Consider the following 24,360-nt stretch of genomic DNA (forward strand, 5'->3'; position numbering starts at 1 on the left):
GGGTGGGGTGGTGCTCCCGCTCGGGTCAAGGGGCAGGGAGTCGGGGGCCGGACCCGGGAGGCCCGGGCCGGGGTCCGGGAGCCGGGCTCCCGGTCAGACGCGGGCGGCGGACCGGCGGCGCAGGACGACGAAGCCGAGCCCTGCGGCGGCCAGCGAGGCCGCCCCCGCACCGGCCGCGATCAGCGCGGTGCCGTCGCTCCCGGCACCGAGTTCGGCGCCGGCCGCGACACCGCCCTTCGGGACGACGGAGGTCTGTCCGGTGTTCGTGGTGGTGCCGGTGTTGCCCGCGGGGGCCGGGGTGGTGACCGACGGCGCCGGGGTGGGCGTGGCCGGGTCCTTCTCGCAGCCCTTGGGGAGCTTCGGGAAGGCGGTCCAGAGGTAGGGCGTGTCGCCGCCCTGGGTGCGCTGCCCGAGCTGCGGGGTGGCGGTGTTCGCGTCCTTGATCGTGAGGCCCATGCCGAGGTCGGCCGCGTGGGCGCGGTCGACGGTGACGATGGGCTTGCCCGCCTCGTCCTTGAGGACGGCCTTGGGGCCCTTCTCCAGGTCGTTGGTGAGCGTCACGGTCAGCAGGGCGAAGACGGACGGGATGTCCTGTCGGACGGTGCACTCGCCGAGGGTGACGACGGGCCCGGGGGTGGGCGCGGAGGTGGGCGTGGTGTCCGGGGCCTCGACGAGGCGCGGGGCGGCCTGCTTCGGCGAACCGGGGACGTACGCGGCGAACTGACCGTCCTGCTCCAGGACGACGACGGCCCTGCCGAAGGTCCAGACGGAGCGGACGCCGGTCACGTAGGTGTAGCCGCGGCCCGTGCCGTTCTCGATCAGCTGGAGGCCGAAACGGCCGTCCTTCTTGCCGAGCTGGACGACGGTCCCGTCGGCGAGCCGGTAGGTGCCGGGCTTGGGTCCCGCGATGTTGCCGGCCCAGTTGTGGGTGGTGCCGTCGGGGTTGAGGACGAAGAACTCGCCGTTGTCCTGGCCGGCGACGGAACGGGTGACGGCCTCCAGGACACCGACCGGCCGGCCCTCGCGGAACAGCTCGGCACGGTGGTTCTGCTCGTTGACCTTGTAGATCCTGGCGACGGTGCCGGTCAGGAGGGTCTCGGTACGGACGAGGGTGCCCTTCGCGGAATCCGCGGCGGTCCCGGCCTCCGGGGTCTGCGCGGTGCTCCCGCCCTTCGCGCCGTTCGCGCCCTTCGGGTCCTTCGGGCCCTTCGTGGTCTTCGCCGCGTCCGAGGCGTCCGTGCCGGCCTCGGCCGGAATCTCGTCGGACGGCTTGACGTCGGCGGACCGCACGCCGGCCGACGCAGGCGAGGTGACCGCCGGAGCGGCGGTGACCGGTCCGGCGGCGAAGGCGGTGCCCGCCGCCACGGCGGGGGTGAGGGCCACGCCCGCGACGAGGGCGGTGGCGATGGCGGTGCGAAGGGCGGTGCGCATAACGACTCCTGGAGATCAGGCAGGTGGATACGTGAGTCGCATGCCGCTTTTTCTCAGTCCGTTCGGGGGGTTCGGCGAGGTCTGGCCGGCTGCTGAGAAAGAATCTATTGATCTTGTTTCCAGGACTTGTCCGCTCCATGTCACGGGCCTGTGACAGGGCTCACCCGCCCTCCCTCCGCACGTCACCACGCCGACCTCCCGCCTGTGACCTCGGGCTCTGCGAAGACCGTCCCCTGTACAGGTCGCTACGCGCGTAGATATGCTCGACTGGTGACCATGCCCACCACTGCACACGCAGCATCCGCATTCGCCGACGTGACCGCGTCCGACGGTGCGCTGCGCCGCTTCCTCCACGGGCTGCCCGGCGTCGACGCCGTCGGCCTGGAGGCGCGCGCCGCGTCCCTCGGCACCCGCTCGATCAAGACCACGTCCAAGGCGTACGCCATCGACCTGGCCATTTCCATGATCGACCTGACGACGCTCGAAGGCGCGGACACCCCGGGCAAGGTCCGGGCGCTCGCCGCCAAGGCCGTCCGTCCCGATCCGACCGACCGCACGACCCCGACGACCGCCGCCGTCTGTGTCTATCCGGACATGGTGGCCACCGCCAAGGCCACTCTCGCGGGCTCCGGCGTCAAGGTCGCCTCGGTCGCCACCGCCTTCCCGGCCGGCCGCGCCGCGCTCCCCGTGAAGCTCGCCGACACGGCGGACGCCATCGCCGCGGGCGCCGACGAGATCGACATGGTCATCGACCGTGGCGCCTTCCTCGCCGGCCACTACCTGCAGGTCTTCGAGCAGATCGCCGCGATCAAGGCGGAGTGCGGCGACCGCGCCCGGCTCAAGGTGATCTTCGAGACCGGCGAGCTGTCCACGTACGACAACATCCGCCGCGCCTCCTGGCTCGGCATGATGGCCGGCGCGGACTTCATCAAGACCTCGACCGGCAAGGTCGCGGTCAACGCCACCCCGGCCAACACCCTGCTCATGCTGGAGGCCGTGCGCGACTTCCGCGCGCAGACCGGCGTGCAGATCGGCGTGAAGCCGGCCGGCGGCATCCGCAACACCAAGGAAGCGATCAAGTTCCTGGTTCTCGTCAACGAGACCGTGGGTGAGGACTGGCTGGACAACCACTGGTTCCGCTTCGGCGCCTCCAGCCTGCTCAACGACCTGCTGATGCAGCGCCAGAAGCTGGCGACCGGCCGTTACTCCGGCCCCGATTACGTGACGGTGGACTGATCAACATGGCATCTGCATTCGAGTACGCACCGGCGCCCGAGTCCCGGTCCGTCGTCGACATCGCCCCGAACTACGGCCTCTTCATCGACGGCGAGTTCGTCGAGGCGGCCGACGGCAAGGTCTTCAAGACCGTCTCCCCCGCCACCGAGGAGGTCCTCTCCGAGATCGCCCAGGCGGGCGCCGAGGACGTCGACCGTGCGGTGAAGGCGGCCCGCAAGGCGTTCGAGAAGTGGTCGGCGCTGCCGGGCTCCGAGCGCGCCAAGTACCTCTTCCGCATCGCCCGGATCATCCAGGAGCGCAGCCGCGAGCTGGCCGTCCTGGAGACGCTGGACAACGGCAAGCCGATCAAGGAGACGCGCGACGCGGACCTCCCGCTGGTCGCCGCGCACTTCTTCTACTACGCGGGCTGGGCCGACAAGCTCGACCACGCGGGCTACGGGGCGAACCCGAAGCCGCTGGGCGTGGCCGGCCAGGTCATCCCGTGGAACTTCCCGCTGCTCATGCTGGCGTGGAAGATCGCCCCGGCGCTGGCGACCGGCAACACGGTCGTCCTGAAGCCGGCCGAGACGACCCCGCTGACCGCCCTGTTCTTCGCGGACATCTGCCGCCAGGCCGGGCTGCCGAAGGGCGTCGTCAACATCCTTCCCGGGTACGGGGACACGGGCGCCGCGCTGGTCGAGCACCCGGACGTGAACAAGGTCGCCTTCACCGGTTCGACCGCCGTCGGCAAGGCCATCGCGCGGTCGATCGCCGGCACCGACAAGAAGGTCACCCTGGAGCTGGGCGGAAAGGGCGCGAACATCGTCTTCGACGACGCCCCCATCGACCAGGCCGTCGAGGGCATCGTCAACGGCATCTTCTTCAACCAGGGCCAGGTCTGCTGCGCGGGCTCGCGCCTCCTCGTCCAGGAGTCGATCCAGGACGAGCTGCTGGACAGCCTGAAGCGCCGTCTGAGCAGCCTCCGCCTCGGCGACCCGCTGGACAAGAACACCGACATCGGCGCCATCAACTCCTCGGAGCAGCTGGCGCGGATCACCTCGCTGGTGGAGCAGGGCGAGGCGGAGGGCGCCGAGCGCTGGACCGCCGCCTGCGACATCCCCGAGGCCGGTTACTGGTTCGCCCCGACGCTCTTCACGAACGTCACGCAGGCGCACACCGTCGCCCGCGACGAGATCTTCGGCCCGGTCCTCTCGGTGCTGACGTTCCGTACGCCCGACGAGGCCGTCGCGAAGGCGAACAACAGCCAGTACGGCCTGTCCGCCGGCATCTGGTCGGAGAAGGGCTCCCGCATCCTGGCGGTCGCCAACAAGCTCCGTGCCGGTGTCGTCTGGGCCAACACGTTCAACAAGTTCGACCCGACCTCGCCGTTCGGCGGTTACAAGGAGTCGGGCTTCGGCCGCGAGGGCGGCCGTCACGGTCTGGAGGCCTACCTCGATGTCTGACGTGACCCGTCTTGGCGTCTTCAAGACCTACAAGCTGTACGTCGGGGGCAAGTTCCCCCGCTCCGAGAGCGGCCGGGTGTACGAGGTGACCGACTCCAAGGGCAAGTGGCTGGCGAACGCCCCCCTCTCCTCCCGCAAGGACGCCCGTGACGCGGTCGTCGCCGCGCGCAAGGCCTTCGGCGGCTGGGCGGGCGCGACCGCGTACAACCGCGGCCAGATCCTCTACCGCGTCGCCGAGATGCTGGAGGGCCGCCGGGACCAGTTCGTCCGCGAGGTCGCGGACGCGGAGGGCCTGTCGAAGTCGAAGGCCGCCGTGGTCGTCGACGCGGCGATCGACCGCTGGGTCTGGTACGCAGGCTGGACGGACAAGATCGCCCAGGTCGTGGGCGGTGCGAACCCGGTCGCGGGCCCGTACTTCAACCTCTCCACGCCCGAGCCGACCGGTGTCGTCACGGTCGTGGCCCCGCAGGACTCGTCCTTCCTCGGCCTGGTCTCGGTGATCGCCCCGGTGATCGCGACGGGCAACACGGCGGTCGTCATCGCCTCGGAGAAGGCCCCGCTCCCGGCCCTCTCGCTGGGCGAGGTGCTCGCCACCTCCGACCTGCCGGGCGGTGTCGTCAACATCCTCTCCGGCAAGGCCGCGGAGATGGGCCCGCACCTGGCGGCCCACCAGGACGTCAACGCGATCGACCTGACGGGCGCGACCGAGGGCGACCTGGCCCGCGACCTGGAGATCGCGGCGGCGGACAACCTGAAGCGCGTCCTGCGCCCGCGCACGGAGGACTTCGCCGAGTCCCCGGGCACGGACCGCATGACGGCGTTCCTGGAGACGAAGACGGTCTGGCACCCGACGGGTTCGCTGGGCGCGAGCGGCTCCTCGTACTAGGTACGCGACCGCTCCGACCGGCTGAGCGGTCCGGTCCGACGGGCCCCCGGGTGATCCCGGGGGCCCGTCGTCATGCCCGGCCGCGTTCCACGAGCCCCGCCACGCCGTCGAGCACGCAGTCGAGTCCCGTCTCGAACTGCCAGGCCGCGTCGTCCTTGCGCGCGGCCCCCTGGGTGTACCGCCGGTAGGTCGGGTAGCGCCCGGTCTCCATCAGGTACGACATCTGCGGGGCGAGTCCCCGGCGGGTCTCGTCGGCGCTCTGCCAGCCCTGCTCCGCCATGTACTGCCGCAGCGCGGCCTCGGACTGCGTGGCCCCGTGGACGTACGCGTTGACCGCCCGGAACGCGGCCATCATCGTGTCGGCGTCGAGCCCGAGCCCGTCGAGCGAGGCCAGCTGGCGCTCGGCCGCCGCCATCCGGGTCGGGGTGAGCGCGAAGAGCGGCGCCGGCATATGGGCCAGCCAGGGGTGGCGCAGCATCATCTCCCGGGTCCGCAGGGCGTACGCGCGGAGCGTGTCCCGCCAGCCGGAGACCTCGTCCACCGGCGCCAGTTCGCCGGAGACCCGGTCGATCATGAGCGCCCACAGCTCGTCCTTGCCGTTGACGTGCCGATAGGCGGCCATGGGCGCGACGCCGAGTTCGGTGGCGACCTTCCTCATGGTCACGGCGGCGAAACCCTCGCGGTCCGCGATGCCGATCGCGACCTCGGCGATCCTCCCCGCGCTGAGGGACGCCCGCGGTGCCGCCGCGGGCCGCTCCAGGCGCTCCCACAGCGAGACGTCGTCCGCCTCTTCCTTCTTCGCCACTGGGGCCTCCCTCTCTCGCGTACAGCGTATGCCTTGTGGACGCCGTACACACCGACGTGTACGTTGTACACCAGTCGGTATACGACGTACACATCGATGTTCCAGGGGGAACCCATGACCACTCCGCTCCATCTCGCCGTGATCCAGGGCTCGACCCGCGACGGCCGTCTCGGCCCCGTCGTCGCGAACTGGCTGCTCACCCACGCCGCCGGCCGTCCGGACCTGACCACCGACCTGATCGACCTGGCGGAGACCCCGCTGCCGACCGTCTTCCCGCACCTCGGCCAGGCCCCCGAGCGCGCCGAGGACCGCGCCCTGCTCGCCGCCGTGTCACCGCGCCTGGCCGCCGCCGACGCCTTCGTCGTGGTGACCCCCGAGTACAACCACAGCTACCCGGCCGCCCTGAAGAACGCGATCGACTGGCACAACCGGGAATGGCACGCGAAGCCCGTCGGCTTCGTCGCCTACGGCGGCTTCTCCGCCGGCCTGCGCGCCGTCGAACACCTGCGGGGCGTCTTCGCCGAGCTGCACGCCGTCACCATCCGCGAGACGGTCGGACTCCAGGGCGTCTGGGGACGGTTCGACGAGAACGGCCGGGCCGTCGACCCTGCCACCGACACCGCGGCGAAGGCGATGCTCGACCAACTCGTCTGGTGGGGCGAGGCACTTCGCGAGGCCCGCACGAACAAGCCGTACGCGGCCTGAGCCATGACGTCCCCTCAGCCTCCCGCGCAGGACACCCGCATCCCCTACCTGGGCATCACCGGGCTCATGCTCGGCGTCGTCCTCGCGACCCTCGACGGCACGATCGTCGGCACCGCCCTCCCCACCATCGCGGGCGAACTCGGCGGCCTCGACCGGCTGTCCTGGGTCGTCACCGCCTATCTCCTCACCGCCGCCGTCGCGACCCCGCTCTGGGGCAAGCTCGGCGACCTCCACGGCCGCAAGGGCGCCTACCTCTCGGCCGTCGGCGTCTTCCTCGCCGGGTCGGTCCTCTCCGGCCTCGCGCAGAACATGGGCCAGCTCATCGCCTTCCGCGCCCTCCAGGGCATCGGCGCCGGCGGCCTGATGGTCGGCGCCTTCGCCCTCATCGGCACCCTGGTGGCCCCGAAGGACAGCGCCCGGGTCCAGGGAGTCACCGGCGCGATGCTGCCGGCGGCCTTCGCCGCCGGCCCGCTCCTCGGCGGCCTCCTCACCGACCACCTGAACTGGCGCTGGGCCTTCTACGTCAACCTGCCCGTCGGCCTCGCCGCCCTGCTGATCGTCTCGCTCCGCCTGCGCGTCCGGACCCCGCGCGTCCGAGCCCGCGTCGACTGGGCGGGAGCCCTGCTGCTGACCACCGGCGTCCTCGCGCTGACCCTGCTCGCCGGCTGGGCCGGCACCGCCCACGCCTGGACCTCACCCCGGATCCTCGCCCTGGGCGCGCTCGCGGCCGTCGCGCTCACCTGGTTCGTCCGGGTCGAGCGGCGGGCCGAGGAGCCCGTGATCCCGCCCCGGCTCTTCCGCACCCGCAACTTCACACTGGCGCAGATCCTGAGCCTCCTGGTCGGCGCGGGCATGATCGCCGCCCTGAACTACCTTCCGCAGTACCTGCAGTTCGCCCGCGGACAGTCGTCCACCGCGAGCGGACTGCTGCTGCTCCCGCTGATGCTCGCCATGGTCGCCGCGCAGCTGGCCTCGGGCCGGATCATCGCCCGCACCGGCCGCTACCGGATGTACCCGATCGCCGGCGGAGCGCTGATGACGGCGGGCGCGCTCGTCCTGCTGCTGCTCGACGTGGACACCCCCGTCGCCGTCGCCTCCGGGCTCACCGTGGTCGTCGGCGCGGGCATGGGCTTCCTCATGCAGGCCACGCTGCTCGTCACGATGTACGGCGCCGAGCCGCGCGACATGGGCGCGGCCAGCGGCACCGTCACCCTCGTGCGGACGCTCGGCGGCTCGCTCGGCGTGGCCGTCCTCGGCGCGGTGTTCACCGCGCGCCTCGACGGGGCCGACACCCGTCTGACCCCGGCGCAGGCCCTGCGGCTGCCGGAGCCGGCACGGGAGGGCCTGGGGGCGGCGGTGACGAGCGGGGTGCACGGGGTGCTGCTCGGCACGGCACTGCTCGCCGCCGTGGCCTTCGCCGTGGCCTGGCTCGTACGGGACACCTCGCTGCGGCCCGAAGCCGGCTCCGTTACGGAAGCAGCCCCCGCGTCAGCGGACCCGCCACCGGCAGATCGGCCACTGCCCCGCCCTTCGTGAGGTGGTCGGTCACCAGGTTGGTGCCCACCGGCTTGAAGTCGGCGACCTGGGTGCCGAGGCCGTTGTCGAGCGGGTCGACGCCGGTGTTGGCCAGCGGGTCGAGCTGGAGCCGGGTCAGCGGGCCGATCCCGTGGGTGACACCGGACAGCGCCCCCGCACCGGCCGCGGTGGCGTCCGTCCTGGTCAGCGAGTCGACGGGCAGCGGCACCGGGGCCACGGCCTGCGCCGCCGCACCGGCGCCGAACACCGCCGCGCCCGCCGCCGTGACGGTGAGACCTGCCGTGAGCAGGGCGCTGCGACGGGGGCTCCGGGATTCTGCGTGACGCGCCATGATGATCCTTCCGAGATGTCCACGGGGTGACCGAGCGGACACCGACAGTAGTTGAGGTGTGATGCTCGATACCAACGGGCTTCCTCGGGGGTCCCCTGCACGGGGGAATGCTTCACACTGGTGTCCCGTGAGTTCCCAACCGATCCCGACCCGCGTCGTCCTGCTCGCGGGCCCCTCAGGCTCCGGCAAGTCGTCCCTCGCCGCCGTCACCGGTCTCCCGGTGCTGCGCCTCGACGACTTCTACAAGGAGGCCGACGACCCCACCCTCCCTCTCGTGGAGGGCAGCGCGGACATCGACTGGGACTCCCCGGGGTCCTGGGACGCGGACGTGGCCGTCGCCGCCATCGTCGAACTGTGCCGCACGGGACGGACCGACGTCCCCGTGTACGACCTCGCCACCAGCTCCCGGGTGGACCGCGAGCGGCTGGACATCGGACGGACGCCGCTGTTCGTGGCGGAGGGGATCTTCGCGGCCGAGATCGTGGCGCGCTGCCGTGAGCTCGACGTCCTCGCCGACGCGCTCTGCCTGCGCGGCCGCCCCTCGACGACCTTCCGCCGCCGGCTCGCCCGCGACCTGCGCGAGGGCCGCAAGTCGGTCCCGTTCCTGCTGCGCCGCGGCTGGCGCCTGATGCGCGCGGAGCGGGCGATCGTCGCCCGCCAGTCGGAACTCGGCGCCCACCCCTGCGCCAAGCCGGAGGCCCTGGGCCGGCTGGCAGCGGCGGCGGCGGGCCGCCACCGCACGCCCGCGGCGAGCTGAGACCCGACAACACGACGCGGGTCGTACGAGCCCCCCAGCTCGTACGACCCGCGTCGCTGTTCCCCGTACCCCCGTACGGTTCCCCCGTGCTCCCCCGACGGCTCCGTTTCCCCCGTAGCCCCCGTGGGTCTTTCCCCCGGCCTTCAGGCCACCAGCTCGCCGAAGGACTCCTCCTCGTCACGGCCGAAGCTGAGCACCTCGTCCTCGCGCAGTCGCCGCAGCGACCGCCAGATGCTCGACTTCACCGTGCCGACACTGATGTCCAGGATCTCCGCGATCTCCGGATCGGTACGGCCCTCGTAGTAGCGCAGCACCAGCATCGTCCGCTGGAGCTCGGGCAGTCGGGCCAGCGCCTGCCACAGCACCGCGCGCAGCTCCGTGCCGCGCATCGCGTCCGTCTCGCCCACCGTCTCCGGGAGCTCCTCGGTCGGGTACTCGTTGAGCTTGCGCCGGCGCCACGCGCTGATGTGCAGATTGGTCATGGTGCGGCGGAGGTATCCGCCGACCGCGGCCTTGTCACTGATCCGCTCCCAGGCGCGGTACGTGGAGAACAGCGCGCTCTGGAGCAGGTCCTCGGCCTCGAACCGGTCACCGGTGAGGTGGTAGGCGGTGGCGTACAGGGAGGCACGACGCTCCTGGACGTAAGCCGTGAACTCGGCTTCCGAACAGTTGCGCTCCCCCGTGACCTCCCCGTACGCCGCTCCCCCGTCAGCAATGGCCACCATGTACGGCGCCTTGCGCTGACGCCCGACGCTGCGAACGCACCCCCGCCCGTTCACCGCGCCGGACTTCTCCGTGCTCCGCACGACGTCGTGGAGACGCGTGACTACTGCGCTTGAGGTGGTGCTGTGCAGTGCGTTCATCCGGCGCCCCCCGTCGGTTGGAGTGTGTTTCGGTCCGTGTGCAATGAAGCTTGCCCATCGGACTTCATGGCGTTGTCCGCCGACTGTCACAGGCGTGTCACAGGGCCCCGGACAGAAGCGCGCCTCCCAGCGGTCGAACTCGGACGGCCGAATGCGACAGAATGTTGCCCGTGCCTTTTCTGTTGCTGATCGAGGACGACGACGCCATCCGCACGGCCCTCGAACTCTCCCTGTCGCGGCAGGGCCACCGGGTGGCCACCGCCGCGACCGGTGAGGACGGCCTCCAGCTGTTGCGCGAGCAGCGGCCGGACCTGGTCGTGCTCGACGTCATGCTGCCCGGCATCGACGGCTTCGAGGTCTGCCGGCGGATCCGCCGCACGGACCAGTTGCCGATCATCCTGCTGACCGCGCGCAGCGACGACATCGACGTGGTCGTGGGCCTGGAGTCCGGAGCCGACGACTATGTCGTCAAGCCGGTGCAGGGCCGCGTCCTCGACGCCCGGATCCGGGCCGTACTCCGGCGCGGGGAGCGGGAGTCGACGGACTCGGCGACCTACGGCTCGCTGGTGATCGACCGCTCCGCGATGACGGTCACCAAGAACGGCGAGGACCTCCAGCTCACCCCGACCGAGCTGCGGCTGCTCCTGGAGCTCAGCCGCCGGCCCGGACAGGCGCTCTCCCGGCAGCAGTTGCTGCGGCTCGTCTGGGAGCACGACTACCTGGGTGACTCGCGGCTCGTCGACGCCTGTGTGCAGCGGCTGCGCGCCAAGGTGGAGGACGTGCCGTCCTCGCCGACGCTCATCCGCACCGTGCGCGGGGTCGGCTACCGGCTGGACGTTCCTGCGTGAGCAAGGGGATCGTCACGCGGCTGCGTCTCTCCAGCCTGCGGCTGCGTCTTGTCGTCGTCTTCGCCCTGGTCGCGCTCACCGCGGCCGTCGCCGCCTCCGGCATCGCGTACTGGCTGAACCGCGAGGCGGTACTGACGCGTACCCAGGACGGGGCGCTCAACGACTTCCGGCAGGAGATGCAGAACCGGGCGGCGACGCTGCCGCTGCGGCCCACGCAGGAGGACCTGCGGCGGACGGCCGAGCTGATGGCGACCGGCAGCGCCAACTACCAGGTGCTGCTGCTCGGCGAGCGTGACGCGGGCAAGCCGATCGTCGGCGCCTCGGACCCGGACGACTTCACCCTGGCCGACGTGCCGCGCCCGCTGCGCGAGGCCGTGGACACCGAGCGGCCGGTGACGGAGGCCAACCCGTACCCGTACCACCTGTTCTGGCAGCGCACGGAGCGGAACGGGACGCCGTACCTGGTCGGCGGGACGCGGATCGACGGCGGTGGACCCGCCGGCTACATGTTCAAGTCGCTGGCCGCCGAGAAGGCCGATCTGAACTCGCTCGCCTGGTCGCTCGGAATCGCGACCGCGCTCGCCGTGGCCGGCTCCGTGCTGCTCGCGCAGGTCGCGGCGACGACCGTGCTGCGTCCCGTGCACCGGCTCGGCGAGGCGGCCAAGCAGCTCGGCGAGGGCAAGCTCGACACCCGGCTCCGGGTCACCGGCGCCGACGAACTGGCCGATCTCACCAGGACGTTCAACAGCGCGGCCGAGTCCCTGCAGAAGAAGGTCGCGGACATGAGCGCCCGCGAGGAGTCCTCCCGGCGGTTCGTCGCCGACATGTCGCACGAGCTGCGGACCCCGCTGACCGCGCTCACCGCCGTCACCGAGGTCCTGGAGGACGAGCAGGACTCCCTCGACCCGATGATCGCCCCGGCCGTCGCCCTGGTGGTCAGCGAGACCCGGCGGCTCAACGACCTGGTCGAGAACCTGATGGAGGTGACCCGCTTCGACGCGGGCACCGCCCGGCTCGTCCTCGACGAGGTGGACATCGCCGACCAGATCACCGCGTGCATCGACGCGCGCGCCTGGCTCGACGCGGTCGACCTGGACGCCGAGCGCGGCATCGTGGCACCCCTCGACCCGCGCCGGCTCGACGTGATCCTGGCGAACCTGATCGGCAACGCCCTGAAGCACGGCGGTTCGCCGGTCCGGGTCTCGGTGCGCACCGAGGAGGACGAACTGGTCATCGCCGTACGCGACCACGGCCCCGGCATCCCCGAAGAGGTGCTCCCGCACGTCTTCGACCGCTTCTACAAGGCGAGCGCGTCCCGGCCCCGGTCCGAGGGCAGCGGGCTCGGCCTGTCGATCGCCATGGAGAACGCGCTGATCCACGGCGGTTCCATCACCGCCGCCAACTCGGTCGGCGAGGACGGCGCGGTGGACGGCGCGGTGTTCGTACTGCGGCTGCCGCTCGACGCGTCGGGGATCACCCGCGAGGTGCAGACCCGCAGCAGCCAGGGCGAGGTGGAGGAAGCGTGAGACGCCGCACCGTGGGGCGTACGGCCGTGACGGCCGGACTCGTCGCACTCACCGCACTGGCCACCGGCTGCGGGATCAGGACCACGTCGGTCCCGGTGGACGCCGGCGCGGCCCCGTCCCGGGTCCCCTGCAGCGTGACCCAGGAGGGGACGACCAGCTCGGCGGTGCAGGGCGTGCCGGTCCGGGTGTTCCTCGTCTGCGGCTCGCAGCTCGAGGCGGTGGACCGGCGCTCGCTGCCGGAGGAGAAGGCGGGCGGCGACCCGGTGCGCACGGCGTCCGGGCTGCTCGCGCAACTGCTGGCCGAACCCTCGGAGAGCGAGCAGCGGGCCGGGTTCACGACGGCGGTCCGCGGCCCGCTGGTCGTGGGCGGCGGCCACAAGGGCGACCCGGCGGGCACCCTGCGGCTGAGCCGCCAGCCGGAGGACCTGGCCCCGACGGCCCTGTCCCAGCTGGTCTGCACGTTCGCGGCGAGCTCGGCGGGGGCGGGGGAGCAGACGGTGCTGCTGGGCGGGCCGGGCGCGTACGCGCCGAAGCGCTACCGCTGCACGACCGAACTCCGCGAACGCCCGGAATCGACCCCGCCCACGGCCCCCGCCCCGGGCTGACGCCCCCGCCCTGTGCGCGTCGGCGCGGCGCGCACAGCGGGTCGCCCCGGGTCCGGCGGAACCGGACGCGTGGTTCGGGGCGTCTTGGGGGGCGTGCAGCGTCAAGGTTCGGGCGGCAGTGCCGCCGTGGTCGTCCGCGTGGCAGGGTTCGCCCTCGTCCTCGCGCATCTGCTGCTCGTCGCCTGGGTCAGCCTGCGCCCACGGGACGTCGCCTGGGTCACCGCCCCGAACATCGTCCCCCTCGACGGCCTCCGCGCCGACCTCGCCCTCGGTACCGCCGAGGCCGCCCGGCTGATCGGCGAGGGGCTGCTGCTGCTCGCCCCGCTCGGGATCCTGCTCCCGATGGCCGACGGACGGCTCCATGTCTCCGGGTGGGCCTCCCTCACCCGTACGACCGCCGCGGGCGCGCTGGTGTCCCTGGCCGTGGAGCTGTTGCAGACCGCCGTGCCCGGTCAGGTCGTGGACGTGGACTCGGTCCTCCTGAACACCGCCGGGGTGGCGCTCGCGCATCTCCTCTTCGTTCCGGCCGGCCGCACCTGGCTGCGCCGCAGGTCGGACGAGGGGCGGGCGGGCTCCTCCGCGGGGAGCAGTCCGGGCCGGGGTTCGGCCCTGCTGCGGAACGAGGGGTCTCAGGGTGCGACCCCGACGATTCCCAGGGTCCCGATCGCCCGGTAGACCGACGCCCCGGAAGGCCTTCCGGCGGCACCATGGAGTCATCGGGAGCCCGACGGAGCGGCTCCCGGACCGACTCCGAAGGAGCCCACCATGGCCGCACTGACCCGCCCTCGTGACGGACGCGTGATCGGCGGAGTGTGCGCGGGCCTGGCCCGGCGCTTCGGCATCTCCGCGAACACGATGCGTCTGATCTTCCTGGTCTCGTGCCTGCTGCCCGGCCCGCAGTTCCTGATCTACCTCGGCCTGTGGATCTTCCTGCCGGACGAGCGGAAGGCCACCTCCGCCTGGTGACGGCCCACGCCGAAGGGGCGCGTGCCCGGGAGACCGGGTGCGCGCCCCTTCGGCGTACGGAGAGCCGGGTACGGCCCCCGGGGTCAGCCGATCGGCAGACCGCCGGCGCCCAGCGGCAGGCCGCCGAGGAGGCCGCCCAGCGGGGTGGCGCCGAGGCCGCCGGCGGCGGCGTCGAGCGGGAGGTTCTGGGTGGCCTGCCCGGCGGCGGCCGGGAGGGTCTTCACGCCCTGGTCGAGACCCTGGCCGAGGGCGCCCTGGCCGGCACCGAGGGACTCGGCCGCGCCGTCGGGGAGCGTGGTGAGGTCGGCACCCAGCGGAACGGCCTTCGTCACCGTGCCCACAGCGTCGGCGTTGAGCGGCAGGGACGGCGCGGCGGAGGCCGTGCCGGCGGCGGCAGCGGCGAAAGCGGCACCGAGAGCGGCGACACCGAGCTTCTTGGCGGCAGACTGCTTCATCTGAAAATCTTCCTTGGGGAATCCGGGGGCTTCCGGGAAAGCCGGACGGGGAAATCCTGGGAATGCAGAGCGGCTCTGCAACCTAACCAGTGATCGACCCGTCCGCAAACACCGGAAAGCGGCCGGGTGTCGTACCTTTCCCGGCCGCTCGGTTCCCCTTGACGGGGTGGCGCTCAGCCCGCCGTACGGGAAGAGTCGCTGGTCGTGGCGGTCTGCTGGAACAGCCATTCGGACTTCAGCTCGGCATATCCGGGCTTGATGACCTCGTTGATCATGGCCAGGCGTTCATCGAAAGGAATGAACGCTGATTTCATCGCATTGACCGTGAACCACTGCATGTCATCGAGCGTGTAATCGAATGCATCGGTCAGCAGCTCGAATTCACGGCTCATGCTGGTCCCGCTCATGAGCCGGTTGTCGGTGTTGACCGTGGCCCGGAAGTGCAGCTTGCGGAGCAGGCCGATGGGGTGCTCGGCGAACGAGGCCGCGGCACCGGTCTGGAGATTGGAGGACGGGCACATCTCCAGCGGGATCCGCTTGTCGCGGACGTAGGCGGCGAGCCGGCCGAGGGTCACCGAGCCGTCGTCGGCGACCTCGATGTCGTCGATGATCCGGACGCCGTGCCCGAGCCGGTCGGCGCCGCACCACTGGAGCGCCTGCCAGATCGAGGGCAGCCCGAAGGCCTCGCCGGCGTGGATCGTGAAGTGGTTGTTCTCCCGCTTGAGGTACTCGAAGGCGTCGAGGTGGCGGGTGGGCGGGTAGCCGGCCTCGGCGCCCGCGATGTCGAAGCCGACGACACCGGTGTCGCGGTAGCGGTTGGCGAGCTCGGCGATCTCCAGGGCGCGGGCGGCGTGCCGCATCGCGGTGAGCAGGGCGCCGACCCGGATGCGGTGCCCGTTGGCCCTGGCCTGCCGCTCGCCCTCGCGGAAGCCCTCGTTGACGGCCTCGACGACCTGCTCGAGGGTGAGGCCGGCCTCCAGGTGCTGCTCGGGGGCGTAGCGCACCTCCGCGTACACGACGCCGTCCTCGGCGAGGTCGACGGCGCACTCGGCGGCGACGCGGAAGAGGGCGTCACGGGTCTGCATGACGGCGCAGGTGTGCGCGAAGGTCTCCAGGTACCGCTCGAGGGACCCGGAGTCGGCGGCTTCGCGGAACCAGATGCCGAGCTTGTCGGGCTCCGTCTCGGGGAGCTGCTGATAGCCCTGCTCCCGGGCGAGTTCGATGATCGTGCCGGGGCGCAGTCCGCCGTCGAGGTGGTCGTGGAGCAGCACCTTCGGGGCACGGCGGATCTGGTCCGCGGTGGGGACGCTGGGGGTCTGGCTCGTCATTTCCGCACTCTAGCCCCTACGCGCGTAGAGCGCGCCCCGTGGCGCCGCGTCCGTCCCGGGGTTTTTCGGGTGCGGCCCGGAATCGCGAACACCTAGCGTGGGCCCATGACTTCCGCGACCTCCGACGCCGAACTGCGGCGCATCCACGAGTCCTTCTCCGGCTTCCACCGACGTCAGGCGGACCGGGTCGTCGAATTCCCCGGCGGCTTCGCCGCGCTCGACGACCGGTACACGCACTCCCGGGGCAACAACCACCTGCTGGTCGACGGCGCGACCGACCCCGAGGCGCTGCCCGCGCGGGCCGAGGAACTGCTCGGCCACCTCCCGCACCGGCTCGTGTACGTCGTCGACGACGAGGTCGCGGCCGCCTGCCGCGGCCCGCTGGAGCAGGCCGGCTACAGCCACGCGGCCACGTACCTCATGCGGCACACCGGTCCGGTCCCGGCGCACGGCGGGGCCCGGCAGGTGGGCATGGAGGAGCTGCGCGCGCCGGCCGCGGAGGCCTGGCACCGGTTCGCGCCGGGGGTGTCCGACGAGGAGGTCCACCACCTGGTGGAGCGGCGGCGCGCCCGGCTCGGGGCCGCCGACGACGTACGGTTCCTCGCCTCGTACACCGAGGACGGCGAGGTGGCGTCGTGGGTCGACCTGTACCTCGACCCGGCGGTCGGGATCGCCCGGATCGAGGACCTGGTGACCGCCGAGGCGCACCTCGGGCGCGGCCATGCCGGACGGGTCCTCGACACGGCGCTGCACCTGGCGGCCGAGGCCGGCTGCGACCTCCGCTTCCTGAGCGCGAACAAGGCGAAGTGGCCGGACCGCTGGTACGGGCGCAAGGGCTTCGTCGTCGTCGACACCGTCCACAGCTTCGAGAGGGGGTAACGGCATGCCGACACCTGTGCACCCGCCCAAGCCGCGGCCCGGCGACAAGGTCGCGGTCGTCTCCCCGTCGAGCGGCCTGCCGGGGCTCCTCCCGATGCCCTACGAGCTGGGTCTCGACCGGCTGCGGCGGGAGTTCGGCCTGGTCCCGGTGGAGTACCCGACCACGCGCGCCTGGGGCTCGACGCCCCGGGAACGCGCCGCCGATCTGAACGCCGCGTTCGCCGACCCGGAGATCAGGGCCGTCATCGCCACCATCGGCGGCGAGGACCAGATCACCGTGCTCCCCCATCTGGACCGTGAGTTGATCCGCGCCCACCCGAAGCCGTTCTTCGGGTACAGCGACAACACCAACCTGCTGCTCTTCCTGCGCAACCTCGGCGTCGTGAGCTACCACGGCGGCTCGGTGATGGTGGAGCTCGGCCGGCCCGGGGCGCTCCACCCGCGGACGGCGGACTCCCTGCGGGCCGCGCTGTTCGGCTCCGGCCCGTACGAGCTGACGCCGTCGGCGGACGTCGGCGACGTCAACGGACGGTGGGAGACACCGGAGACCTTCGCGCGCGAACCGGTGATGGAGCCGGGCGAGGGCTGGTTCTGGCACAACGCCGACCGGGTCGTCACCGGGGCCGGCTGGGGCGGCTGCCTGGAGATCCTGGCCTGGATGCTGATGGCGGACCGGGAGATCCTGCCGGTCGAGGAGTACGACGGGCAGGTGCTCTTCCTGGAGACCTCCGAGGAGATGCCGGGCGCCGACGAGGTGTACCGGATCCTGCGGAACATGGGAGAGCGCGGGCTGCTGCGGCGGTTCCCGGCCGTCCTGATGGCCCGGGCCAAGAGCTGGAGCTTCGAGCAGCCCCTCGAAGCGCCGGCCCGGGCCGCGTACCGGAAGGCCCAACGCGAGGCGGTGCTCAGGGCGTTGAGCGAGTACGCGCCCGAGACCATGGCGGTCTTCGACGTCGGCTTCGGGCACACCGACCCGCAGCTGGTGCTCCCGTGCGGTGGCCCCATCCGCGTCGACGGTCCCGCGCGGCGCATCACCGTCACGTACTGACATCCGGCCGGACGACGGTGCCCCGCCGGACGATACGTAACAGAGACCGCGCGTACGACTGGCGTACACCTCTCCTTCTGAGACTGTTCTGTCATGGCGCACTTCGCACTCGTGGGGCCGCCCGACTCCCGGAGACCCCGGCTCGGTCGGCCCGTTGGAGGTTCCCGCACGTCCGCGGCGGTGGGCGGCGTGGTGCTGCTCCTTCCGGACGGCGATCCGGTGTCGGGGCGGCGCGCCTCCGGGCTGGCGCACGCGGCGATGCTGCCGCTCGGGCGCGGACTGGTCAGGGCGGGCCGGTCCGAGGGGCTCGTCGCCCATGTGGTGCGCTACCGCGGGCGCGGCTGGAACGGCACCGACGCGAACCTCGCGGCGGACGCCTCCTGGGCCGTCGCGGAGGCCGTACGGCGCTACGGCGACGTCCCGGTCTGTCTCGTCGGCCACGGCCTCGGGGGCAGGGCTGCCCTGCGGGCCGCCGGTCACGGCGCGGTCGGCGCGGTCCTCGCGCTCGCCCCGTGGCTGCCGGAGGACGACATGGCGGCGGAGCCGGAGTCCGTACGGCAGCTGGTGGGCCGCCGGGTGCTGCTCGTGCACGGCACCAACGACGCCCGCACGGACCCGGAGTTGTCGTTCCGGTACGCCGAGCGGGCGAAGAAGGCGAACCGCGACACCTGCCGGTTCGAGGTGCACTCGGACGGTCACGCGCTGCGGCAGTACGCGGACGAGGTGCGGGCTCTGGCCGCCGACTTCGTGCTCGGTGCGCTCTTCGCCCGGCCGGTCGCCCGGCCGGTGGCCGACGCGATGGCCGCTCCCCCGCCGCTGGGCCTGCGGATGCCGCTCGCGGCGGGTTTCGGGGGCTCACTCCGGAGGTGAGGGCTCCCTGTCGTCGGCCTCCGGCGGGAGGAGGGGCGCCGCGGGCTCCTTCGGGAGCAGATGGCCGCGCCTGCCGAGCAGGAACTTCTTGAAGGCTGCCACCGGGGCGGTGTCCGGGTGGCCGTCCAGCCAGGCGACGCCGATCTCGCGGACCGCGCGCGGCGCGGTGACGGTGAGTTCGACGACGCCGGGGCGCGGCACCGCCGGCGGGGGCAGCAGGGCGACACCGAGGCCGGCGGCGACGAGGCCGCGCAGGGTCTCGGCCTCCTCGCCCTCGAAGGCGATCCGGGGCTTGAAGCCGGCCTCCGCGCACAGGTCGTCGGTGATGCGGCGGAGCCCGTACCCCGGCTCCAGGGTCACGAAGGTCTCGTCGGAGGCCTCGGCGAGACGGACCCGCTTGCGGCCCGCGAGCCGGTGGTCGTCGGGGACGACGAGCCGGAGCCGCTGCTCGTCGAGGCGCCGGGCGACCAGGTCGGGGGCGTCGGGCACCGGCGAGGTCAGACAGAGGTCGAGGTCGCCCGCCCTGAGCCGTTCGATCATGGCCTCGCCGTAGTTCTGGACGAGGGTGAAGCGGATCCCCGGGTGGTCGACGCGGAAGGCGCGGATGAGACCGGGGACGGTCTCGGAGCCCATGGTGTGGAGGAAGCCGAAGGCGACGCGGCCCGCGGTGGGGTCGGCGTCGGCCCGTACGGTGTCGGCGGCGCGCTCGACCTCGGCGAGGGCCCGCTCGGCGGCGGTGAGGAAGCGGCGCCCGGCGGGGGTGAGGGAGACCGTGCGGCCGCGGCGGGCGAAGAGGGTGACGCCGAGGTCCTGTTCGAGCCGGACCATCGCGCGGGAGAGCGTGGACTGCGGGACGCCCATCTCGGCCGCGGCCCTGGTCACGTGCTCGTGCCGGGCGACCGCGGCGAAGTACGCGAGCCGCGGGGCGAGCAGCAGTCCCATGTCTTCTTCGTTACTGTTCGGTGACAGGCGAGGCTGTGACCTGTACTCATGCACCATGGGAACGATTACAGCAGTTCCGTGCATTGGACGCATGAAGCGGGGCGTCCTACGTTCGAGACATGCCTTCCGCCAGTACCAAGGCGGCCGCCACCCACGCGTCCGCCGACACCCGCCCCGCCCCTGCCGACACCCGCCTCGCCCCCGGCGCCCCCGGTTACCGCCGTATGAGCCTCGCGCTCTTCGCCGCCGGCCTCGCCGCCTTCGCGCTCCTCTACTCCACGCAGGCCCTGCTCCCGGCCATCTCGGCCGAGTTCGGCGCCACCGCCTCCGCCGCCTCCTGGACGGTCTCGGCCGCGACCGGCGCCCTCGCCCTGTGCGTGATCCCGCTCAGCGCCCTGTCGGAGCGCTTCGGCCGGCGCAGGATGATGATCGCCTCCCTGTCGGTCGCGGTCGGCCTCGCGCTCCTCGTGCCGCTCGCCCCGAACCTGGAGTCGCTGATCGCCCTCCGCGCGATCCAGGGCGCCGCGCTCGCCGGTCTTCCGGCCTCCGCGATGGCCTTCCTCGCCGAGGAGGTCCGCCCCAAGGCGCTGATCGCCGCGGTCGGCCTGTTCGTGGCGGGCAACTCGATCGGCGGCATGAGCGGCCGTCTGGTGACCGGCTGGGTGGCCCAGATGTGGGGCTGGCGGGCGGGTCTGGCCGCCGTCGGCCTGACGTCCCTGCTGTGCGCGCTGGCCTTCCGGGCGCTGCTGCCGAAGGCACGGCACTTCACACCCGGCACGCTCAACCCGAAGGCGCTCGCCCGGACCGTGCGCACGCACCTCGCGGACCCGCTGCTGATGCGTCTGTACGTGATCGGCGCCCTGTTCATGACGGTGTTCGGCGCGGTGTACACCGTGATCGGCTACCGCCTGGTCGAGGCCCCGTTCTCGCTGCCGCAGGGCGTGATCGGCTCGATCTTCCTGATCTACCTGGTCGGCACGGTCTCCTCCGCCGCGGCGGGCCGGCTCGTCGGCCGGCTCGGCCGGCGCGGGGCGCTCTACCTGGCGGTCTCCACCACCGCCGCGGGCCTGCTGTTCTCGCTCTCCGACGCGCTGCCTGCGGTCCTCGCGGGCCTCGTCCTGATCACGGCCGGCTTCTTCGCGGGCCACGCGGTCGCCTCCTCCTCGGTGAGCCGTACGGCCACGACGGGCCGCGCGCAGGCCTCGGCGCTCTACCAGTCCGCGTACTACCTGGGCAGCAGCGCGGGCGGCACGCTCGGCGCGATCGCGTTCCACGCGGGCGGGTGGGCCGGGACCGTCCTGATCGGTCTCGTCGCGGTCCTCGGTGTCGTCTCGGTGACCCTGTACGGCAGCCACAGCGCGCGCGTGGAGGCACGGCGGGTACGGCTCGCCGCGTCCTGCTGATTCCGGCCGGATCCCGTGCAACTGAGTCGCTCCCCCGGACGTCCTGACAGATAGGACTCAAGGGGGAGTTGACGATCATGAAGAGAATCACGGGTCGCATAGCCAGACGAGCCGGTCTCGCGGCGGGCCTCACCTCGCTGGTGCTGCCGATGACGATCGCGCTCGGTGCGGCTCCGGCGCAGGCGGCGTCCTGCAACGTGACGACGGGCCCGTACCAGAAGCAGGTGGAGAAGTTCCTCGGCCGCACGGCCGACGGACGCCAGTCGCTCGCCGACTGCAAGGCCATCCAGGCCTTCCAGAAGAAGCACGGCATCACCCCGAGCGCGGGGTACGCCGGGACGATCACCTGGCGCACGATGAACACGATGAACCAGCAGAAGGCGGCGGGGTCCAACCCGAACAAGGACCGCAGGTGTCCGACCAACAAGGGCCGGATCGCGTGCGTCGACCTCACCCGCCAGCTCAGCTGGATCCAGGACGGCTCGCGCCTCAAGTACGGGCCCGTGCCGGTCCGTACGGGCAAGGACGGCACCGAGACCCGGACCGGGTCGAAGAAGATCTACTGGCGGAACATCAACCACTGGTCGACGCTCTACCACGTCTCCATGCCGTACTCGCAGTTCTTCGACGGCGGCCAGGCCTTCCACTCGACCACGAAGTCCATGTGGAACCCGCCGGGCTCGGGCGGCTGCGTCAACATGACGTCGAAGGACGCCAAGGCGTACTGGGGCCTCCTCAAGAACGGCGACGACGTCTTCATCTACGGGCGCAAGCCGGGAACCTGACCCCGACTGTCAGTCCGCTGCGGTAGCTTCCCTCTCACCGGCACCGAACGGGTGCCGGCGAGGGGTGAGTGGGGTGTGGACCCGATGAGCGACGCCGCGGCCGCGACGACCGACCAACTGGACAAGTACCGCCGGGAGCTGACCGGTTACTGCTACCGGATGCTCGGATCCTCCTTCGAGGCGGAGGACGCGGTACAGGACACCATGGTGCGGGCCTGGAAGGCCATCGACTCCTTCGAAGGACGCTCCTCCCTGCGGTCCTGGCTCTACCGGATCGCCACCAACGTCTGCCTGGACGCGCTGAACGCGGGCAACCGGAGGGCACGGCCGATGGACCTGACCTCTCCGACGCCGGTCGCGCAGGCACAGCTCGTGAAGCAGCCCGAGATCACCTGGCTGGAGCCCGTCCCCGACGGGCGGGTGCTGCCCTCGGTCGCCGACCCGGCGGAGACGGCCGTCTCCCGGGAGACCGTGCGGCTGGCGTTCGTGGCCGCGCTCCAGCACCTGCCGCCCAAGCAGCGGGCGGTGCTCATCCTGCGCGAGGTGCTGACCTGGAAGGCGAGCGAGGTCGCCGAGCTCCTCGACACCTCCGTCGCCTCGGTCAACAGCGCCCTCCAGCGGGCCCGCGCGACGCTGGCCGAGCAGGCACCGGCCGCCTCCGACACCGCGAACCCCCTCGACGAGGAGCAGAAGGCGCTCCTGGAGCGCTACGTCGCCGCGTTCGAGGGCTACGACATGAAGGCGCTGACCGCGCTCCTCCACGAGGACGCGACCATGTCCATGCCGCCGTACGACCTCTGGCTCCAGGGGCACGACGACATCGTCGGCTGGATGCTGGGCGTCGGCGAGGTGTGCGCGGGCTCGAAGCTGGTGCCGACCGTGGCGAACGGCTCCCCGGCCTTCGCCCAGTACCACCCGGACCCGACGGGCGGCTTCAGCCCGTGGGCGCTGATCGTCCTGGAACTCCGGGACGGCAAGGTCGCCGGGATGGACTTCTTCCTGGACACCGAGCGCTGGTTCCCGCTCTTCGACCTGCCGGCCCGGCTGGAGGCGTAGGGCCCCGGGATCCGGCGGCCTGGAGGCTAGAGGCCCAGGGTCCCGCCGAGACCGGTGAGCAGGAGCAGGGCCCGCAGGTCGGGCCCCGCTCCGTGGAACCGGATCCGGTGCCCGCGGCGCCCGGCGGCGAGCTTCAGCCGGGCGAGGGCGTCGACGGCGGCGAGGTCGGCGGGCGCGAGGGCGCCGACCTCGCAGACCACGTCCCCGGGCGGCGCGGCCCCGAGCTCGGCACAGAGACGCGCCACCTCGTCCCCGGTGGGGCGGGCGGTCAGGGTCACGACGAGCGGTCGACTGGTGTCCACACGGCTTGAGACCGGCCTTCGGACCGGAACTCATCGGTGATCGCTTCGGCCTTAGGGTCGGGATCATGACTCTTGAGCCCGCCGAACTGGTGATCTTCGACTGCGACGGCGTCCTGGTGGACAGCGAGCGGATCTACTGCCGGGTGGACCGGGAGGTGTTCGCGAGCCTCGGAGCGGAGTTCACCGAGGCGGAGATGGTCGAGTACTTCGTCGGCTCCCCGCACGACATGCTCACCGCGATCGTGGAGGAGCGCCGGGGCCGCCCGCTGGAGCCCGACTGGCAGGCGCCCTTCACGCAGCGGTACGAGGACGCCCTGGACGCGGAGCTGACGGCCGTGGAGGGCGTCACGGACGTCCTGGACGCGCTGGCCGTCCCGTACTGCCTCGCCTCCAACGGCAGCCACGCCTCGATCCGGAAGAACCTCGGCCGCGCGGGCCTCCTGGACCGCTTCGAGGGCCGGATGTTCAGCGCCCGCGACGTCGCACGGGGCAAGCCGGCCCCGGACCTCTTCCTGCACGCGGCGGCCGCGATGGGCGTCGCGCCGGAGCGCTGCGCGGTGGTCGAGGACAGCCCGTACGGCGTCCGGGCGGCCCGGGCGGCCGGGATGCGCGCCTTCGGCTACACCGGCGGCCTGACGCCGGCGGCCCGGCTGACCGGTCCGGGGACGGTGGTCTTCGAGGACATGCGGGAGCTGAGGGGGCTGCTGGGGGCTGGGCTCAGCTGACCGGGAACTCCGCCGTGTCGAGGGCGAGGTCGAAGGGGGCGGGGAGGTGGATCTCCTCCCCGAACGGCACGGCACGGAGGACTCGGTAGACGTCCCCCTTCGGCTCTCCGTAGAGGGTCACGGTGGGGCCGCCGGACGCGAATGAGTCGATCAACAGGTAGAGCGGGATGCCGGCAGCGGCGTACCCGGCGGCCTTGCTGATGCGATCGTGGTTCGCGTTCGAGGGCGAGGTGACCTCGGCAACGAGCTCGACGGCATCGGCTGCCACGTACTGGCCGGGTCCATCGAGCACCGCGAAGGGAAGAACGGCGAGGTCCGGAACGAACATGCCCCTGCGCGCAGGCACGGCGATCGCTAGCGTCTGCACCACGCCCCACTCTTCCGGAATGCCGAGAACCAGCCGACGATGCACTCGCGAGGCGATGGAGTTGTGACGGCTGGCCGGTGACGGTGACACGGTGATGATCCCCTCAATGATCTCCACCTTGCAGCCCTCGGGTGCGTCCGTCTCCTCCCAGATCCGGACGAGGTCGTCCCACCCGTGGTCATAAGACGAGTGGTCGACGGTGAGTGCGCTCATGGCGGTCTCCTCTATCGGTGCGTCACCGATCCCAGCATGCCGAACGGGAC

Annotated in this window: 27 protein-coding genes; 18 read left to right on the top strand and 9 right to left on the bottom strand. The window is 72.1% G+C overall.

Annotation, left to right across the window (positions count from 1 at the left end):
• Positions 1–93 precede the first annotated feature (93 nt).
• Positions 94–1,431 carry a hypothetical protein gene (locus ACFQ79_RS14310; RefSeq protein WP_383582803.1) on the bottom strand — a complete coding sequence of 446 codons (1,338 nt, stop codon included), beginning with the start codon at positions 1,429–1,431 and terminating at the stop codon, positions 94–96.
• Positions 1,432–1,707: 276 nt separating this feature from the next.
• Between ACFQ79_RS14310 and deoC the strand changes: the two genes are divergently transcribed.
• From deoC to ACFQ79_RS14325, 3 genes are read left to right on the top strand one after another with little or no spacing between them, the layout of a single operon-like run.
• Positions 1,708–2,667, top strand: coding sequence for a deoxyribose-phosphate aldolase (deoC, locus tag ACFQ79_RS14315; RefSeq protein WP_383582805.1), 960 nt, complete (start codon positions 1,708–1,710; stop codon positions 2,665–2,667).
• A 5-nt stretch (positions 2,668–2,672) separates the two neighbouring features.
• Positions 2,673–4,109 carry an aldehyde dehydrogenase family protein gene (locus tag ACFQ79_RS14320; protein WP_383582807.1) on the top strand — a complete coding sequence of 479 codons (1,437 nt, stop codon included), beginning with the start codon at positions 2,673–2,675 and terminating at the stop codon, positions 4,107–4,109.
• Positions 4,102–4,995, top strand: a complete 894-nt coding sequence (locus tag ACFQ79_RS14325; protein WP_383582809.1) for an aldehyde dehydrogenase family protein — start codon at positions 4,102–4,104, stop codon at positions 4,993–4,995. The genes ACFQ79_RS14320 and ACFQ79_RS14325 overlap by 8 nt, the downstream gene beginning before the upstream one ends.
• Positions 4,996–5,065: 70 nt before the next feature.
• Here the strand turns inward: ACFQ79_RS14325 and ACFQ79_RS14330 are convergent, their stop codons facing one another.
• Positions 5,066–5,800: a TetR/AcrR family transcriptional regulator gene (locus ACFQ79_RS14330; RefSeq protein WP_383582811.1), complete on the bottom strand. Its 735-nt coding sequence runs from the start codon at positions 5,798–5,800 to the stop codon at positions 5,066–5,068.
• A 114-nt stretch (positions 5,801–5,914) separates the two neighbouring features.
• Between ACFQ79_RS14330 and ACFQ79_RS14335 the strand changes: the two genes are divergently transcribed.
• Both ACFQ79_RS14335 and ACFQ79_RS14340 read left to right on the top strand, forming a co-directional pair.
• Positions 5,915–6,505: an NADPH-dependent FMN reductase gene (locus ACFQ79_RS14335; protein WP_383582814.1), complete on the top strand. Its 591-nt coding sequence runs from the start codon at positions 5,915–5,917 to the stop codon at positions 6,503–6,505.
• A gap of 3 nt (positions 6,506–6,508) precedes the next feature.
• Positions 6,509–8,041 carry an MDR family MFS transporter gene (locus ACFQ79_RS14340; protein ID WP_383582816.1) on the top strand — a complete coding sequence of 511 codons (1,533 nt, stop codon included), beginning with the start codon at positions 6,509–6,511 and terminating at the stop codon, positions 8,039–8,041.
• Here the strand turns inward: ACFQ79_RS14340 and ACFQ79_RS14345 are convergent.
• Positions 7,974–8,372: a hypothetical protein gene (locus tag ACFQ79_RS14345; protein ID WP_383582818.1), complete on the bottom strand. Its 399-nt coding sequence runs from the start codon at positions 8,370–8,372 to the stop codon at positions 7,974–7,976. The genes ACFQ79_RS14340 and ACFQ79_RS14345 overlap by 68 nt on opposite strands.
• Positions 8,373–8,433: 61 nt before the next feature.
• Here ACFQ79_RS14345 and ACFQ79_RS14350 point away from each other — a divergent pair, with 61 nt between their 5' ends.
• Positions 8,434–9,129: a uridine kinase gene (locus tag ACFQ79_RS14350; RefSeq protein WP_383582821.1), complete on the top strand. Its 696-nt coding sequence runs from the start codon at positions 8,434–8,436 to the stop codon at positions 9,127–9,129.
• A 143-nt stretch (positions 9,130–9,272) separates the two neighbouring features.
• On the opposite strand, the gene ACFQ79_RS14355 is transcribed toward ACFQ79_RS14350, so the two are convergent.
• A complete protein-coding gene (locus ACFQ79_RS14355; RefSeq protein ID WP_030318346.1) occupies positions 9,273–9,992 on the bottom strand; it encodes a SigE family RNA polymerase sigma factor in 720 nt (239 codons plus the stop codon).
• Positions 9,993–10,162: 170 nt separating this feature from the next.
• On the opposite strand from ACFQ79_RS14355, the gene afsQ1 reads away from it, so the two are divergent.
• The 5 genes from afsQ1 (at position 10,163) to ACFQ79_RS14380 (ending at position 13,937) form a co-directional block, all read left to right on the top strand.
• Positions 10,163–10,840: a two-component system response regulator AfsQ1 gene (gene afsQ1, locus ACFQ79_RS14360; RefSeq protein ID WP_017239746.1), complete on the top strand. Its 678-nt coding sequence runs from the start codon at positions 10,163–10,165 to the stop codon at positions 10,838–10,840.
• Positions 10,837–12,366, top strand: coding sequence for an ATP-binding protein (locus ACFQ79_RS14365; protein ID WP_383582824.1), 1,530 nt, complete (start codon positions 10,837–10,839; stop codon positions 12,364–12,366). The genes afsQ1 and ACFQ79_RS14365 overlap by 4 nt, the downstream gene beginning before the upstream one ends.
• A complete protein-coding gene (locus ACFQ79_RS14370) occupies positions 12,363–12,971 on the top strand; it encodes a hypothetical protein (protein WP_383582826.1) in 609 nt (202 codons plus the stop codon). The genes ACFQ79_RS14365 and ACFQ79_RS14370 overlap by 4 nt, the downstream gene beginning before the upstream one ends.
• Positions 12,972–13,109: 138 nt before the next feature.
• Positions 13,110–13,646, top strand: coding sequence for a VanZ family protein (locus ACFQ79_RS14375; protein ID WP_383582829.1), 537 nt, complete (start codon positions 13,110–13,112; stop codon positions 13,644–13,646).
• Between the two features lie 90 nt (positions 13,647–13,736).
• Positions 13,737–13,937, top strand: coding sequence for a PspC domain-containing protein (locus ACFQ79_RS14380; RefSeq protein ID WP_073910162.1), 201 nt, complete (start codon positions 13,737–13,739; stop codon positions 13,935–13,937).
• Between the two features lie 83 nt (positions 13,938–14,020).
• On the opposite strand, the gene ACFQ79_RS14385 is transcribed toward ACFQ79_RS14380, so the two are convergent.
• Positions 14,021–14,392: a hypothetical protein gene (locus ACFQ79_RS14385; protein ID WP_383582831.1), complete on the bottom strand. Its 372-nt coding sequence runs from the start codon at positions 14,390–14,392 to the stop codon at positions 14,021–14,023.
• A gap of 173 nt (positions 14,393–14,565) precedes the next feature.
• The gene (locus ACFQ79_RS14390; RefSeq protein WP_383582833.1) at positions 14,566–15,720 is read right to left on the bottom strand and encodes an adenosine deaminase; all 1,155 of its coding nucleotides are present in this window, start codon (positions 15,718–15,720) and stop codon (positions 14,566–14,568) included.
• Between the two features lie 105 nt (positions 15,721–15,825).
• Between ACFQ79_RS14390 and ACFQ79_RS14395 the strand changes: the two genes are divergently transcribed.
• The 3 genes from ACFQ79_RS14395 to ACFQ79_RS14405 all read left to right on the top strand — a co-directional run bounded on the left by ACFQ79_RS14395 (position 15,826) and on the right by ACFQ79_RS14405 (position 18,517).
• Positions 15,826–16,599 carry a GNAT family N-acetyltransferase gene (locus ACFQ79_RS14395; protein WP_383582835.1) on the top strand — a complete coding sequence of 258 codons (774 nt, stop codon included), beginning with the start codon at positions 15,826–15,828 and terminating at the stop codon, positions 16,597–16,599.
• 4 nt (positions 16,600–16,603) lie between these two features.
• Positions 16,604–17,647, top strand: coding sequence for a S66 peptidase family protein (locus ACFQ79_RS14400; protein ID WP_383582837.1), 1,044 nt, complete (start codon positions 16,604–16,606; stop codon positions 17,645–17,647).
• A gap of 93 nt (positions 17,648–17,740) precedes the next feature.
• Positions 17,741–18,517: an alpha/beta hydrolase gene (locus ACFQ79_RS14405; RefSeq protein ID WP_383582839.1), complete on the top strand. Its 777-nt coding sequence runs from the start codon at positions 17,741–17,743 to the stop codon at positions 18,515–18,517.
• Here ACFQ79_RS14405 and ACFQ79_RS14410 read toward each other — a convergent pair.
• Complete coding sequence (locus ACFQ79_RS14410; protein WP_383582841.1) at positions 18,503–19,516, bottom strand: LysR family transcriptional regulator; 1,014 nt, start codon at positions 19,514–19,516, stop codon at positions 18,503–18,505. The two genes, ACFQ79_RS14405 and ACFQ79_RS14410, sit on opposite strands and share 15 nt — an antisense overlap.
• Before the next feature lie 62 nt (positions 19,517–19,578).
• Between ACFQ79_RS14410 and ACFQ79_RS14415 the strand changes: the two genes are divergently transcribed.
• The 3 genes from ACFQ79_RS14415 (at position 19,579) to ACFQ79_RS14425 (ending at position 22,703) form a co-directional block, all read left to right on the top strand.
• Positions 19,579–20,862, top strand: coding sequence for an MFS transporter (locus ACFQ79_RS14415; RefSeq protein ID WP_383582844.1), 1,284 nt, complete (start codon positions 19,579–19,581; stop codon positions 20,860–20,862).
• A gap of 77 nt (positions 20,863–20,939) precedes the next feature.
• Positions 20,940–21,647 (top strand): L,D-transpeptidase, encoded by a 708-nt coding sequence (locus ACFQ79_RS14420; RefSeq protein WP_383582846.1) that lies wholly within the window; start codon positions 20,940–20,942, stop codon positions 21,645–21,647.
• Positions 21,648–21,731: 84 nt separating this feature from the next.
• On the top strand, positions 21,732–22,703 hold the full coding sequence (locus ACFQ79_RS14425; RefSeq protein WP_383582848.1) for a sigma-70 family RNA polymerase sigma factor: 972 nt from the start codon (positions 21,732–21,734) through the stop codon (positions 22,701–22,703).
• A gap of 26 nt (positions 22,704–22,729) precedes the next feature.
• Here ACFQ79_RS14425 and ACFQ79_RS14430 read toward each other — a convergent pair whose 3' ends face one another.
• Positions 22,730–23,005 carry an STAS domain-containing protein gene (locus ACFQ79_RS14430; protein ID WP_383582850.1) on the bottom strand — a complete coding sequence of 92 codons (276 nt, stop codon included), beginning with the start codon at positions 23,003–23,005 and terminating at the stop codon, positions 22,730–22,732.
• Positions 23,006–23,070: 65 nt separating this feature from the next.
• Here ACFQ79_RS14430 and ACFQ79_RS14435 point away from each other — a divergent pair, with 65 nt between their 5' ends.
• Positions 23,071–23,730 carry an HAD family hydrolase gene (locus tag ACFQ79_RS14435; RefSeq protein WP_383582854.1) on the top strand — a complete coding sequence of 220 codons (660 nt, stop codon included), beginning with the start codon at positions 23,071–23,073 and terminating at the stop codon, positions 23,728–23,730.
• Here ACFQ79_RS14435 and ACFQ79_RS14440 read toward each other — a convergent pair.
• Positions 23,723–24,310 carry a Uma2 family endonuclease gene (locus ACFQ79_RS14440; RefSeq protein WP_073910193.1) on the bottom strand — a complete coding sequence of 196 codons (588 nt, stop codon included), beginning with the start codon at positions 24,308–24,310 and terminating at the stop codon, positions 23,723–23,725. The two genes, ACFQ79_RS14435 and ACFQ79_RS14440, sit on opposite strands and share 8 nt — an antisense overlap.
• Between the last annotated feature and the right edge of the window lie 50 nt (positions 24,311–24,360).

This window comes from Streptomyces sp. NPDC056480 (genome assembly GCF_042795405.1).
GTDB lineage: Bacteria > Actinomycetota > Actinomycetes > Streptomycetales > Streptomycetaceae > Streptomyces.

Bases quoted from the DNA above. Each gene is read 5' to 3' on its own strand.
- ACFQ79_RS14405 (WP_383582839.1), top strand. From the start codon at position 17,741: ATGGCGCACTTCGCACTCGTGGGGCCGCCCGACTCCCGGAGACCCCGG.
- ACFQ79_RS14350 (WP_383582821.1), top strand. From the start codon at position 8,434: ATGCTCGATACCAACGGGCTTCCTCGGGGGTCCCCTGCACGGGGGAAT.
- ACFQ79_RS14395 (WP_383582835.1), top strand. From the start codon at position 15,826: ATGACTTCCGCGACCTCCGACGCCGAACTGCGGCGCATCCACGAGTCC.
- ACFQ79_RS14310 (WP_383582803.1), bottom strand. From the start codon at position 1,431: ATGCGCACCGCCCTTCGCACCGCCATCGCCACCGCCCTCGTCGCGGGC.
- ACFQ79_RS14325 (WP_383582809.1), top strand. From the start codon at position 4,102: ATGTCTGACGTGACCCGTCTTGGCGTCTTCAAGACCTACAAGCTGTAC.
- ACFQ79_RS14385 (WP_383582831.1), bottom strand. From the start codon at position 14,392: ATGAAGCAGTCTGCCGCCAAGAAGCTCGGTGTCGCCGCTCTCGGTGCC.
- ACFQ79_RS14355 (WP_030318346.1), bottom strand. From the start codon at position 9,992: ATGAACGCACTGCACAGCACCACCTCAAGCGCAGTAGTCACGCGTCTC.
- ACFQ79_RS14410 (WP_383582841.1), bottom strand. From the start codon at position 19,516: ATGGTGCATGAGTACAGGTCACAGCCTCGCCTGTCACCGAACAGTAAC.
- ACFQ79_RS14435 (WP_383582854.1), top strand. From the start codon at position 23,071: ATGACTCTTGAGCCCGCCGAACTGGTGATCTTCGACTGCGACGGCGTC.
- ACFQ79_RS14420 (WP_383582846.1), top strand. From the start codon at position 20,940: ATGAAGAGAATCACGGGTCGCATAGCCAGACGAGCCGGTCTCGCGGCG.
- ACFQ79_RS14320 (WP_383582807.1), top strand. From the start codon at position 2,673: ATGGCATCTGCATTCGAGTACGCACCGGCGCCCGAGTCCCGGTCCGTC.
- ACFQ79_RS14390 (WP_383582833.1), bottom strand. From the start codon at position 15,720: ATGACGAGCCAGACCCCCAGCGTCCCCACCGCGGACCAGATCCGCCGT.
- ACFQ79_RS14380 (WP_073910162.1), top strand. From the start codon at position 13,737: ATGGCCGCACTGACCCGCCCTCGTGACGGACGCGTGATCGGCGGAGTG.
- ACFQ79_RS14440 (WP_073910193.1), bottom strand. From the start codon at position 24,310: ATGAGCGCACTCACCGTCGACCACTCGTCTTATGACCACGGGTGGGAC.
- ACFQ79_RS14345 (WP_383582818.1), bottom strand. From the start codon at position 8,372: ATGGCGCGTCACGCAGAATCCCGGAGCCCCCGTCGCAGCGCCCTGCTC.
- ACFQ79_RS14400 (WP_383582837.1), top strand. From the start codon at position 16,604: ATGCCGACACCTGTGCACCCGCCCAAGCCGCGGCCCGGCGACAAGGTC.
- ACFQ79_RS14425 (WP_383582848.1), top strand. From the start codon at position 21,732: ATGAGCGACGCCGCGGCCGCGACGACCGACCAACTGGACAAGTACCGC.
- ACFQ79_RS14415 (WP_383582844.1), top strand. From the start codon at position 19,579: ATGCCTTCCGCCAGTACCAAGGCGGCCGCCACCCACGCGTCCGCCGAC.
- deoC (WP_383582805.1), top strand. From the start codon at position 1,708: ATGCCCACCACTGCACACGCAGCATCCGCATTCGCCGACGTGACCGCG.
- ACFQ79_RS14335 (WP_383582814.1), top strand. From the start codon at position 5,915: ATGACCACTCCGCTCCATCTCGCCGTGATCCAGGGCTCGACCCGCGAC.
- ACFQ79_RS14340 (WP_383582816.1), top strand. From the start codon at position 6,509: ATGACGTCCCCTCAGCCTCCCGCGCAGGACACCCGCATCCCCTACCTG.